This is a genomic window from Streptomyces albiaxialis, from assembly GCF_039530985.1.
GTDB lineage: Bacteria > Actinomycetota > Actinomycetes > Streptomycetales > Streptomycetaceae > Streptomyces > Streptomyces albiaxialis.
Genome location: NZ_BAAAPE010000015.1, coordinates 170,157 through 182,231, shown reverse-complemented (window position 1 = coordinate 182,231; position 12,075 = coordinate 170,157). Strand labels below are relative to the sequence as shown.

Below are 12,075 nucleotides of genomic sequence, written 5' to 3'. Positions count from 1 at the left end.
ACCGGAAATAAGCCGCAAAAGGAACATGGAGCACTGGCAACTCGGACAGAAATTTAACCGAGTTACATTTTTCTGCTAGCGTCGCCCCCATGAGCGACAAGAGCGGGACCCCTGCCGGACTGCGCGAGCGCAAGAAGCAGCGCATGTACCGGACGATCTCCGACGCCGCCATCGCCCTCTTCCTCGACAAGGGGTTCGACGCGGTCTCGGTCGCCGACATCGCGGACGCGGCGGAGGTGTCCAAGCCGACCCTCTTCCGGTACTTCGCCGCGAAGGAGGACATGGCCCTGCACCGCTTCGCCGACCACGAGGACGAGGCGGCGCGTGTCGTGCGCGACAGGGCCGCGGGCACCGCGCCGCTCACCGCGCTGGAGGAGCACTTCCTCGCCGGGCTCGACGCGCGCGACCCGGTCACGGGCCTCTGCGACGACCCGGGCGTGCTCGCCTTCCACCGGCTGCTGTACGGCACCCCGAGCCTGGTCGCGCGGATGCACGCGTACACCACGCGTTCCGAGGAGCACCTCGCCGGCGCGCTGGAGGAGGCGGCACCGGGCGGGGAGCACGGCGCGCTCACCGCGCGGCTCGCCGCGGGCCAGATCCTCGTCGCCCAGCGCACCCTCGCGCTGGGCAACTGGCGGCGGATCGCCGGTGGCGCGCGCGCCGACGACGGCCGCGGCGCCGCGGCGGCCGAGGCCCGGCACGCCTTCGCCCTGCTGCGCACCGGCCTCGCGCCGTACTGCTGAACGCGGAACGACCAGAAGAAGGGACCCATGGAGCTCGACACCGAACTGACCGGCGAACGGGAGTACGTGGACGCCTGCCGCGCCGCCCTGGACCGTCTCGTACGGGGCGCGCAGGACGCGGTCCTCGACGGCGCGGGCGTGCTCGACGAGGAGGGCGTGTCCGGCGACGGGGCGAGCGCGGAGGCGCTGGGCCGGTATCTGCGCAGCCGGGCCAAGGAGTTGCGGGAGGAGCCGGAGGGGCCCCCGTTCTTCGGACGGCTCGACTTCGGCACCGGGCCCGACGCGGGCGACCACGCCGGACAGCGCTACTACATAGGGCGCCGCCGCCTCGCCGAGCACCCCTCGGCGCCGCCCCTGGTGCTGGACTGGCGGGCACCCGTCTCGCGCGCCTTCTACCAGGCGACGGCCCTGGAGCCGCGCGGCGTGGACGTACGCCGCCGCTTCGGCTGGGCCCCCGGCGCGCGGGGCGCGGCCGAGGAGCTGACGGGGCTGGAGGACGAGCCCCTGGGCGACGGCGGACGGGCGAGCGGGGAGAACGGGGGCGGCGGGGACGGCGAAGGCGGCGGCGCGCTCGGTTCCGGCATCGTCGCGAGCGAGATCGAGCGGCCTCGGGTGGGCCCGATGCGCGACATCGTCGCCACCATCCAGCCCGAGCAGGACGACCTGGTCCGCACCGGCCTCGCCGAGACCGTGTGCGTGCAGGGCGCGCCGGGGACCGGCAAGACGGCCGTGGGGCTGCACCGCGCCGCGTACCTGCTCTACACCTACCCGCGCCGCATCGAGCGCGGCGGTCTCCTCGTCGTCGGCCCCAACCGGGCCTTCCTCGGGTACATCTCCGAGGTGCTGCCCTCCCTCGGCGAGGTCGGCGTGCGGCAGTGCGTGATGGCCGACGTCCTCGACGGCGCGTCACGTGGCTGGCAGGTGCGCGCCGAGGACGGCCCGCGCGCCGCCGGGATCAAGCACGGCGCGCGGATGGCGGAGGTGCTGGAGCGCGCGCTGTACGCCCGTGTCCGTACGCCGGACGAGCCGGTGGCCGTGCCGGACGGCTCGTACCGCTGGCGGCTGGGCGCGGGTGAGCTGAGCGACATCGTGGCGGAGACCCGCGAGCAGGCCCCGCCGTACGAGACGGGCAGGGAGCGCGTGCGCGCACGTGCCGTCGCGCTGTTGCGCGCCCAGGCCGAGCGCCGCGCCGGTCCGCCGGACAACGAGTGGCTGCGCAGGATGGGCCGCACGAAGGCGGTCAAGGAGTTCCTGGACGCCGCCTGGCCGCGCGTGAAGCCCGAACATGTGCTCGCGGAGCTGCTCGGCGACCCGGACGCGCTGGCCCGTGCCGCCGACGGGCTGCTCGACGCGGAGGAGCAGAAGGAGCTGCTCTGGTCCCGTCCCCCGCGCTCGTTCAAGAGCGCCAGATGGACGGCGGCGGACCTCGTCCTGCTCGACGAGATCGCGGGGCGGATCGCGCACCCCGAGGAGAGCTACGGGCACATGGTCGTCGACGAGGCGCAGGACCTGTCGCCCATGGAGTGCCGGGCCCTCGCGCGGCGCAGCCGCTTCGGCTCGCTGACCGTGCTGGGCGATCTGGCGCAGGGGACGACGCCGTGGGCGGCGCGCACCTGGCCCGAGCAGCTCCGCCACCTGGGCGCCGAGGGCGCCAGAGTGGCGCCGCTGACCACCGGTTTCCGCGTACCGGCCGCGATCGTCGAGCTGGCCAACCGGATGCTCGGCTCCCTCGACGTCGAGGTGCCGCCCGCCCGTTCGCTGCGCCGCGACGGCGAGCTGCGGATCGAGCGCGTGGCCTCCCCCGCCGCCCTGGCCCCGGCGGCGACGGAGGCCGTACGGGCCGCGCTGGAGCGGGAGGGCTCGGTCGGCGTGATGGCGGCGGACGCCCGGGTGGCCGAGGTGCGCGCGGCGCTGGAGGCCGCGGGCATCGCCACCGGGGCGGCCGGGGACACCGGGACGGAGACGCGCGTGACGGTGCTGCCCGCGTCCCTCGCGAAGGGGCTGGAGTACGACCACGTCGTGCTGCTCGAACCGGCCGAGGTCGTGGACGCGGAGCCCCGCGGCACGCACCGGCTCTATGTGGTGCTCACCCGGGCGGTGTCAGCCCTCCATGTGCTGCACGCGCGGCCGCTGCCGGGGGCCCTGGAGGGCTGAGCCGGCGGCGCGCGCCGCGCGCCGGGTGGGCGGCTTCATCTCGCGCAGCCAGTCGGGTCCGTCGGCGATCTCCAGCAGCAGGATCAGCCGCGTGAGCGGGTGGTCCCAGTCCGGCGCGGTCTCGTCGTCCACCGCGCCTGCCCCTACGGGGGAATCGGCGCCTTGTGTGGTCACTGTGGCTCCAGTTGAGGTACGGAAGCTCGCGAACTCCGCTGTGCCGGTGGCGACTTGGTGCCCGGCACGACGACAACGGCCATTCTCGCGCCTCCGCACTTACTTCTGCAAGCACATCTGCAATTACATCTGCAAGAACGTCGACCTGTGAGACGCTTCCAGCGTCCGAACCGCCAACGGGGGACGCAAGTGAGCGAGGGAGAGGCGTACATGCAGATCGAGAACGGTATCGAGGCCACCCGAATCGACGGCGCTGTCTGGCGGAAGAGCCGCCGGAGCAACCCGAACGGCAACTGCGTGGAGCTGGCCGGCCTGCCCGGCAAGGGAGTAGCCGTCCGCAACTCCCGCTTCCCGTCCGGCCCCGCGCTGATCTACACACCCGCGGAGATCGCCGCGTTCATCCAGGGCGCCAAGGACGGCGACTTCGACGACCTCCTCGTGGAGGACTGACCCGAAGGACCCCTGTGTCCGCGCCGTTATGTCCCTGCCACATGTCACCGACATGTGGCAGGGACACGGGCAACCAGCATGCCTGTACGGCGCGTTGGCGGAGTGGGACACTGAGCGTCCGAGCCGTCACTCAGGGGAGCAAGGACAGGCGTGATGTCAGCAGAGCCCGTAGGTCCTGTGGGAGGGACGCCGGTCAGGCGCATCCTCGACCACCCGCGCGGCGGTCCGACGATCCTGCGCATCGTGCTGGGCACCCAGCTCCGCCGTCTCCGCGAGGAGAACGGCATCTCCAGGGAGGCCGCGGGCGACGCGATCCGGGGCTCGCACGCCAAGATCAGCCGCCTGGAGCTGGGCAGGGTCGGCTGCAAGGTCCGCGACGTCGAGGACCTGCTGACGCTCTACGGGATCACGGACGCGGACGAGCGCGAGGAGTATCTCGACCTCGCCCGGCAGGCCGGCAGCCCCGGCTGGTGGCAGAAGTACAACGACGTGATGTCGCCCTGGTTCGACCGGCTGATCGGCCTGGAAGAGGCCGCCTCGGTCATCCGGATGTACGAGGTGCAGTTCGTGCCGGGCCTCCTCCAGACCCGGGACTACGCGCGCTCGGTGATCCGTCTCGGCCACCCCAAGGCCGACACCCGCGAGGTCGAGCGGCGCGTCGGGCTGCGCATGGACCGTCAGGCGATCCTGGACCAGCCGCACACGCCCCGGCTGTGGGCGGTGGTCGACGAGGCGGCGCTGCGCAGACCGCTCGGGAGCCGCGAGATCATGCGCGAGCAGATCGAGTTCCTGCTGAAGGCCACCCAGCAGCCCCACATCACGCTCCAGGTCGCCCCATTCCGCATCGGCGGCCTCGCGGCGGCGGGCGGGCCCGTGACAATACTGCGCTTCCTGGAGCCCGACCTGCCCGACATCGTCTATCTGGAGCAGCTCACCTCCTCGCTCTATCTGGAGAAGCGCGAGGAGGTGGAGAGTTACATGGTGGTGATGGACCGGCTGTGCGCCACGGCCGAGCCGCCCTCCAGAACCACCGCCTTCCTGGAGAGGCTGCTGGAGGAGTACTGAGCGCGGACTCCCCCACCGCCCGCGGGCCCACCGCCCGCGGGCCCACGGCTTGCGGGCCTACGGCTTGCGGGCCACCCCGCCGAACTCGTACCACTCGTCGGTGAGCTGGCGCGGCCCCAGGTCGGAGTCAGGCCGCCAGTCGTTGATCTCCCCGAGGCCCGGGTCGAGCAGCTCCAGCCCGTCGAAGTACCGCTCGACCTCGTGCGCCTGCCGGACCCGGCCCCAGTTCCCGTGGGTGCTGCGGTCCATGAAGTCGGTGACGAAGTCCCGGGTGGCCTTGTCCTCGCTCACGAGCTGGTTGATCACCAGGAAGCTGCCGGAGGGCAGCCGCTCGGTCACCCGCCGCACCAGCGCCGCGGGGTCCGAGGAGTCCGGGATGCAGTGCATCACCGAGACGAAGAGCGCGGCCACGGGCCGGTCCAGGTCGATCAGCCGGCGCACCTCGGGGTGGTCGAAGATGGCGTCGGTGTCGCGCATGTCGGCCTGGATCACCGACGTCAGCTCGTTCTCCTGGAGCAGGGCGCGGCCGTGGGCCAGCACGATGGGGTCGTTGTCGACGTAGACCGCGCGGGAGGTGGGGTCCACGCGCTGGGCGACCTGGTGGACGTTGTCCTGCGTGGGCAGGCCTGAGCCGTGGTCGAGGAACTGCCGGATGCCGTAGTCCTCCGCCAGGATGCGGACGACGCGCTGGAGGAACCGCCGGTTGTTGATCGCGAGGGGTTTGGTGCTGGGCACGACCTTGTCCAGCTCGGCCACGGCCGCCCGGTCCACGGCGTAGTTGTCCTTGCCGCCGAGATAGTGGTCGTACATCCGGGCCACGCTCGGGGTGGTGACGTCCACTCCGAACTCGTCGAATCCGGATTCCTCTTCCCGCATGCGCCTCACCCGTGTCCCCGCGTCCGATTGCGCTTCCGTGTTCGTTCAATCACACGGAAGCATCCCACGCAGAGTACGCCAGTGGCCACGGCAAGTGCCCCCGGAACAGCGGGAATCGGTGCCCGAGGGGGCGTGCCCGGTGTGGGCGTGCCCGTGGGCGGGCGTGCCCGGTGCGGGCGGACGGTCAGTGCGGGCCCAGCTCGGCCCAGACCACTCGTCCGCACCGGGGATGGTCCCCCGCGGAGACCCCCCATCGCTCCGCGAGGGCGCTGACGAGCTGCAGCCCGCGTCCGTTGACCTCGTCGTCGGTGGCGTCGCGGAGCTTCGGAGCGCAGCGCTCCGTGCCCTCATCGGTCACCTCTATACGCAGGCGCTGGCCGCTGAGCTGGAGGCTGCAACTTATCTGGCCGCTGTCGGTGTGCAGCACGGCGTTGGTGAAGAACTCGGAGATCACGAGCTGCGCGGTGTGTCCCAGCTCCTCCGGGAAACCCCAGCGGCGCAGGTGGGCGTGCACCCGCGCGCGGGCACGGGCGACGGAGGACGTGTGCGCGGGAAGCTCGAAACCTTCCTCGCGCACGGCATGGGCCATTTCGACCTGCTGCGGCAAGGAGAGCTTCACGTCGGGACGCGAGGGGGCCACGAGCGATGCCTTCCGTCTACCTGTGGAGGGTGCCGCAGCCCACATGAGCTGGGTCACGTTGTTCACTATGCTCCGCATCCTTCACAGATGGCAAGAGGAGTTCTGCAATTCGCAGAATCGCATCGGCAGTATGGCTGCTGCACCTAGTGCCATGGCACACTGCTCAGGCGTCAGGTCCGCTGGGGAGGCAGTCGAGGGAGGCACACGTGGCTGAGTTGCGGTCCGCGCCGACCGTGGGACAGATCGTCCTCGGACTGCGTCTGAGGGACCTGCGGGAGAGCGCGGGATGCTCCTTCAACGACGCGGCGTACGCGCTGAGTGTCAACACGACCACCGTGCGCCGCATGGAGAAGGCGGAGGTGGGCCTCAAGCCTCCGTACGTGGAGAAACTGCTGCGGATCTACGGGCTCTCCGACGAGGAGATCACCTCGTTCCTCTCGCTCGTCGACGAGGCGAACCAGCCGGGCTGGTGGCACGGCTTCCGTGACGTCCTGCCGGCCTGGTTCAGCCTCTACGTCAGCCTGGAGGGCGAGGCCAGCCTGATCCGGGCGTACGAGCCGCACTGCGTCCCCGGTCTGCTCCAGACGGAGGACTACGCGCGCGCTCTGCTGCGCACCGGCTTCCCGCACGCCTCCGAGGAGGAGCTGGACCGCCGCGTCGCCCTGCGCACGGGGCGGCAGCGGCTGCTCGACGGGCCCAAGGCCCCCACCCTGTGGGCCGTGCTCGACGAGCAGGTGCTGCGGCGGCACGTCGGCTCGCCGCAGGTGATGCGCGAGCAGATCGACCACCTGATCGCGCTGATCGCGAGGCCGAACGTCACCCTCCAGATCATCCCGTTCACCGCCGGTCCCCACCCCGGCATGTTCGGACCCTTCCAGCTCTTCCGGTTCGACATCCCGGAGCTCCCGGACATCGTCTATACGGAGGGGCTCACCGGTGCGACCTACCTGGACCAGCGTCCGGATACGGCCGTCTACCTGGAGGTCCTGGACCGCATGGGCGCGCAGGCCGCGCCAGTACCACACACCGAGGCCCTCCTCGGTGAGATCCGCAAGGAGTTCTGATCACATGGATCACACGGGCCAGATGGGCCACATATACAACGGCATGCCTGCCAAAGACCTCGGCTCCGAGGGCTGGCACAAGCCGTGGAGCGGCACCAATGGCGGAAGCTGTGTCGAGGCCATGAAGCTCGGCGACGGCCGCGTCGCGCTTCGGCAGTCGACCGACCCGGACGGTCCGGCGCTGATCTACACCACGCACGAGATCGAGAAGTTCATTCAGGGCGCCAAGCAGGGCGAGGCGGACTTCCTCCTCGCCTGACCCCCCCCCACCGGTACGGACCTGACCACCCCACCCGGAACGGAGACTCGGATGGCCGGATACGGCAACGCACCGATGATCGACACGACCAAGCCGCACTCGGCTCGCATGTACGACTACTACCTCGGCGGCAAGACCCACTACGAGGTCGACGTCCAGGCCGCGGAGGCCGTGGTCGCCAAGGTCCCCTTCGCGGGGGCCATGGCCCGCGCCAACCGGGACTTCATGATCCGTTCCACCCGCTGGCTCGCCTCCGAACGGGGCGTCCGGCAGTTCCTGGACATCGGCACCGGGATCCCCACCGAGCCCAATCTGCACCAGATCGCGCAGGGCGTGGCCCCCGAGTGCAAGGTCGTCTACACCGACAACGACCCGATCGTCCTCCAGTACGCCCAGGCCCTCCTCCACAGCGCCCCGGAGGGCCGTACGGCGTACGTCCAGGCCGACGCGACCGACCCGGAGGCGATCCTCGACTCCGACGAGCTCTACAGCACGCTCGACCTGAACCGTCCGGTGGCGCTCTCCGTCAACGCGCTCTTCCACTTCGTCCCGGACGACCAGAACCCGTACGACATCCTCGACGCGCTCGTCAGCCAACTGGCCCCGGGCAGCTTCCTCTGTCTGACGCACGCCACCTCTGAGGTCAACGACCCCGCGCTGGCCGCGCTGGGCAAGGAGGTCGAGGAGATCTACGCGGCGGGCGGCACGCCGCTGCGGCTGCGCACCTCCGCCGAGGTCGCCCGGTTCTTCCGGGGGCTGGAACTCATCGATCCGGGCATCACCATGGCGCACCAGTGGCGTCCCGACCCGGCCATGCCGAGCGAGCTGAAGGAGAACGAGCCGAGCATGTACGCCGGCGTGGCACGCAAGCCCTGATCCACCGGATCCCCCGGAAGGCGGAGTGAGCCCATGGCGGAACAGCGCGACGTGCCACGAATCGACACGAGCAAGCCCCATGCGGCTCGCATGTACGACTACTACCTCGGCGGCAAGACCCACTACGAGGCCGATGTCCGGGCCGCCGAGGCCGTGGTCGCCGCGCTGCCCCAGATCGTCCCGGCGGCACACGCCAACCGGGACTTCATGCACCGGGCCACCCGGGTGCTCGCGGCGGAGCACGGCGTGCGGCAGTTCCTGGACATCGGTTCCGGGATCCCCACCGAGCCCAACCTCCACCAGACGGCCCAGAACGTGGCACCGGAGTGCCGGGTCGTCTACACCGACAACGACCCGATCGTCCTGCAGTACGCCCGGGCCCTCCTCCACAGCGCCCCGGAGGGCCGTACCGCGTATCTGCACGGGGACATCACCGAGCCGGAGTCGATCCTGGGCTCCGAGGAGCTGCTGGGCACGCTCGACCTGGACCGTCCCGTGGCCCTGTCGGTGAACGCGCTGCTGCACTTCGTACCGGACGAGCGGCGCCCGTACGGGATCGTGCGGGAACTGCTCGACGCGCTCGCGCCCGGCAGTTTCCTGTGCCTCACGCACGGGATCGCCGACATACCGGACGAGGAGCTGTCCGGCAGGGCGGGCGACGTGATCGACATCTACCGGCGGGGCGGCACCGCGTTCGTGCCCCGGACCAGGGCCCAAGTGGCCCGATTCTTCGAGGGGTTGGAGCTTCTCGACCCCGGCCTGACCATGGCGCACCTCTGGCGCCCGGGGCCCGGCGGGCCGGGTCTCCCCGAGGACGCGCTGACGCTGCACACGGCGGTGGCGCGGAAGCCCTGAGCGCGCCACCACGTACCGCCGAATTCACCCTGGAAATCACCGTATCCGCGCATTGACAGGATGTGTCGGCGCTGCGAGTTTCCCAGGCACGGCACAATCCCGGAAACCGGAAGTCCTCCTGGCCGACCAGGTGCCCGGCGGCGCGCGGTCCGCGCACCGCCCCTTCGAAGCGCACCCAGGCAAGCGAAGGGCACTCCGTCATGTCATCAGCCATCGACGACCCCACCGCAGGGGTGAACGGCAGCACCGAATCCGCCCTCTCCCTCACCACTCCCACCGCCACCACCGCCACCACCGCCTCTCCGGCCTCCTCCTTCGACGACGCCGAGGAGACCGAGGAGACCGCCCGGTCCGCCGAGGCGCCGGCCGCCGGTCTCCACCCGCTGCACGGCCGCTACCGCAACGGCGGCGGCGTCCAGCTCGAACTGCGCGTCGACGTCGACGGGAGGCGCCCGCTCAACCGGCTGAGCGCCGACTTCTTCACCACCACCGGGGCGACGACCAGCTACTACGGCTCGTTCGTGGTGAACGCCGTGTCCGTGACCCGCACGGCGACCGACGCCGTGATCCGCGGCAGGGGCACGTTCACCTGGAGCGCGAGCCACCCCCTCGTCGAGGTGACGATCCCGCTGCGCACGGCCGCCCAGCCGCGCGGCGCCGCCACCGTCCAGTTCCTCCGCACCGGCGGCGCGAAGGGCGCGAGCTATCTCTGCCCGTTCGCCTCCCCGTACTTCAGGACCGTGCAGTGGGAGCAGGACTCGGTCGCGGGCAAGGTCCCGTTCGTCTCGTACCACACGGGCTCGCTGCCGCAGCCGCCCGGCAGTCCGGCGCGGACGCTGACGGTGCCCGGCGCGTTCGCGGAGGCCGGGATCCAGTTGCTGAGCACCGGCGCGGCCAATGTGCTGGCGGACAGCTCCAACGGCTGGACCGACGGCGAGCTGCACGGCGCCATGCAGGCCAACTTCAGCCGCTGGCGGAACGCCCCGCAGTGGCTGGTGTGGCTCTTCGTCGCGAGCCGGTACGAGGGCTCGGCCGGGGTGCGCGGCATCATGTTCGACCACCAGGACGCCTTCCAGCGGCAGGGCTGCGCGGTCTTCTACGACCTGATCCAGGGGGCCGATCCGGCCCGCCAGCGCGCGCAGTTGCGCACGTACGTGCACGAGCTGGGCCACGCCTTCAACCTGCTGCACTCCTGGCAGAAGAACCTGGCCAGCCCGCCCGCGCCGCTCGGCCCCAACGGGGGCTTCGGCGACCTGTCCTGGATGAACTATCCGCAGAACTTCGACCCGGGCGGCGGCGCCCCTTCGGGCGAGACGGCCTACTGGGCGGGCTTCCCCTTCCAGTTCACCGCGAACGAGCTGCTGCACCTGCGGCACGGCTACTACAAGAACGTGGTCATGGGCGCGAACGCCTTCGGCACCGGCGCCTCCGAGCTGGACGCCGAGGCGTTCGACGAGCCGCTGCTCGACCAGTCCGGGCTGCGCCTGGAACTGCGCGGCAAGCGGGCGTACGAGTTCGGCGAGCCGCTGGTGATCGAGCTGAAGCTCGCGACGACCGATCTGCGCGGCCGGCGCACGCACGGCCATCTGCACCCGAACAGCGACCTGGTGAGCCTCGCCATCCGCCAGCCGTCCGGGCGTACGGTCCTCTACCGTCCGCTGCTGCGGCGCTGCGTGGACGACGAGCGCACGGTGACCCTCGACGCCTCGCGGCCCGCGCTCTACACGAGCGCGTACGTCGGCTACGGCCAGCAGGGGCACTACTTCCAGCAGCCCGGTACGTACGAGCTGCGCGCGGTCTATCTCGCGACCGACGGCTCGCGCGTGGTCTCCCCCGTGCTGCGGGTGACCGTGCGGCATCCGATGAGCCGCACGGACGAGCAGGTGGGCGAGCTGATGCTGGGCGAGGAGCAGGGCACGCTCTTCACGCTGCTGGGCTCCGACTCGCCCGCGCTGCGCTCCGGGAACGAGGCGCTCCAGCAGATCATCGACCAGCACGGCAAGCACCCGTTCGCGGTGTTCGCGCGGATGGTGCGGGGGCTCAACGCGGAGCACGAGTTCAAGAGCGTGACGCCCGGCGCCGAGGGCCTGACGGTGCGTCCGGCCGACACGAAGGAGTCCGTCCAGCAGCTCACGCCGGTGGCCGAGGCGAGCATGCAGGGCACGGGCGTCGACCGCATCACGTTGAACATGGTGATGCGCAGGCTGGCGCGCGCCGAGGCCAAGCAGGGCGACCTGGAGCAGGCCACGTCCGTGCTGGACCGGATGGCCGCGCACTTCGGCGAGCAGGGGCTCAACCAGCACGTCGTGGAGGCGATCAGGGACCAGGCGGAGGCCGAGAAGGCCAGGCTCGCCGCCGAGTACGGCAACTGAGGAACCGGACCGGAGCGGAGGGAGGCGGGGCCGCGTGCCCGTGTTCGTCGTGGAGCTGGGGCTGCCCGGCCCCGCACTCCCCTGCCCCGTGGGCAGTCCGGTGCCGGTCACGGTGACCGTGCGCAACACCTCGGCGCGCCGGGTGTGGGCGGCGGGGGTGCTGGACGGTTCGGAGGACCGGGTGCGCTTTCCGCACTACGTGCCCTCGGTGACGTACGAGGGCCGGGCCGTCCACCCGCCCCGGCGCCCGGAGGACCCGCTCGTGGGGCCGCTGCGCCCCGGGGACTTCAGAAAGCTGGAGCCCGGCGAGGCGTTCGACCCGACGGGGCCCGGCTATCTGCCGCTGACCACGTTCGGCGCGTTCGTGCCCGGGCGGCCCGGGATCTACGAGTTCGGGCTGACGCTCTCGACGGAGAGCCCGTCGGCCGACGCGTGGCTGGGCCGCTTCGGGCAGGGCGAGGAGCGGGCGACGGTGCTGGAGCTGGTCGGGCGGGTGCCCCGGGAGACGGTGGCGGCCCGCCCGCTGCGGGTGGAGGTGCGCTGAGGC

At 71.4% G+C, this 12,075-nt stretch carries 13 protein-coding genes; 10 read left to right on the top strand and 3 right to left on the bottom strand.

Annotated features, from left to right (window positions below):
* The first annotated feature begins 89 nt into the window (after window positions 1–89).
* Complete coding sequence (locus ABD343_RS30010) at window positions 90–743, top strand: TetR/AcrR family transcriptional regulator (protein WP_344532602.1); 654 nt, start codon at window positions 90–92, stop codon at window positions 741–743.
* Between the two features lie 27 nt (window positions 744–770).
* Window positions 771–2,897, top strand: coding sequence for a HelD family protein (locus ABD343_RS30005; protein WP_344532600.1), 2,127 nt, complete (start codon window positions 771–773; stop codon window positions 2,895–2,897).
* On the opposite strand, the gene ABD343_RS30000 is transcribed toward ABD343_RS30005, so the two are convergent.
* A complete protein-coding gene (locus ABD343_RS30000) occupies window positions 2,844–3,071 on the bottom strand; it encodes a hypothetical protein (RefSeq protein WP_344532598.1) in 228 nt (75 codons plus the stop codon). The two genes, ABD343_RS30005 and ABD343_RS30000, sit on opposite strands and share 54 nt — an antisense overlap.
* A 210-nt stretch (window positions 3,072–3,281) precedes the next feature.
* Between ABD343_RS30000 and ABD343_RS29995 the strand changes: the two genes are divergently transcribed.
* Both ABD343_RS29995 and ABD343_RS29990 read left to right on the top strand, forming a co-directional pair.
* Complete coding sequence (locus ABD343_RS29995) at window positions 3,282–3,521, top strand: DUF397 domain-containing protein (protein ID WP_344532596.1); 240 nt, start codon at window positions 3,282–3,284, stop codon at window positions 3,519–3,521.
* Window positions 3,522–3,674: 153 nt separating this feature from the next.
* Window positions 3,675–4,586, top strand: a complete 912-nt coding sequence (locus ABD343_RS29990) for a helix-turn-helix domain-containing protein (protein WP_344532594.1) — start codon at window positions 3,675–3,677, stop codon at window positions 4,584–4,586.
* A gap of 57 nt (window positions 4,587–4,643) precedes the next feature.
* Here the strand turns inward: ABD343_RS29990 and ABD343_RS29985 are convergent, their stop codons facing one another.
* Both ABD343_RS29985 and ABD343_RS29980 read right to left on the bottom strand, forming a co-directional pair.
* Entirely contained in the window at window positions 4,644–5,462 is an 819-nt protein-coding gene (locus ABD343_RS29985) for an SAM-dependent methyltransferase (protein WP_344532592.1), read from the bottom strand.
* Window positions 5,463–5,646: 184 nt separating this feature from the next.
* Window positions 5,647–6,081 (bottom strand): ATP-binding protein, encoded by a 435-nt coding sequence (locus tag ABD343_RS29980; protein ID WP_344532591.1) that lies wholly within the window; start codon window positions 6,079–6,081, stop codon window positions 5,647–5,649.
* A gap of 227 nt (window positions 6,082–6,308) precedes the next feature.
* Here ABD343_RS29980 and ABD343_RS29975 point away from each other — a divergent pair, with 227 nt between their 5' ends.
* From ABD343_RS29975 to ABD343_RS29950, 6 genes are all read left to right on the top strand, one after another.
* A complete protein-coding gene (locus ABD343_RS29975; protein WP_344532589.1) occupies window positions 6,309–7,166 on the top strand; it encodes a helix-turn-helix domain-containing protein in 858 nt (285 codons plus the stop codon).
* A gap of 22 nt (window positions 7,167–7,188) precedes the next feature.
* Window positions 7,189–7,425 (top strand): DUF397 domain-containing protein, encoded by a 237-nt coding sequence (locus ABD343_RS29970; protein WP_344533103.1) that lies wholly within the window; start codon window positions 7,189–7,191, stop codon window positions 7,423–7,425.
* Between the two features lie 51 nt (window positions 7,426–7,476).
* Window positions 7,477–8,301, top strand: coding sequence for an SAM-dependent methyltransferase (locus ABD343_RS29965; protein ID WP_344532588.1), 825 nt, complete (start codon window positions 7,477–7,479; stop codon window positions 8,299–8,301).
* Window positions 8,302–8,334: 33 nt separating this feature from the next.
* Window positions 8,335–9,156, top strand: a complete 822-nt coding sequence (locus ABD343_RS29960; RefSeq protein ID WP_344532586.1) for an SAM-dependent methyltransferase — start codon at window positions 8,335–8,337, stop codon at window positions 9,154–9,156.
* 200 nt (window positions 9,157–9,356) lie between these two features.
* A complete protein-coding gene (locus tag ABD343_RS29955) occupies window positions 9,357–11,528 on the top strand; it encodes a hypothetical protein (RefSeq protein ID WP_344532584.1) in 2,172 nt (723 codons plus the stop codon).
* A gap of 34 nt (window positions 11,529–11,562) precedes the next feature.
* The gene (locus ABD343_RS29950) at window positions 11,563–12,072 is read left to right on the top strand and encodes a hypothetical protein (protein WP_344532582.1); all 510 of its coding nucleotides are present in this window, start codon (window positions 11,563–11,565) and stop codon (window positions 12,070–12,072) included.
* The last annotated feature ends 3 nt before the right edge of the window (window positions 12,073–12,075 follow it).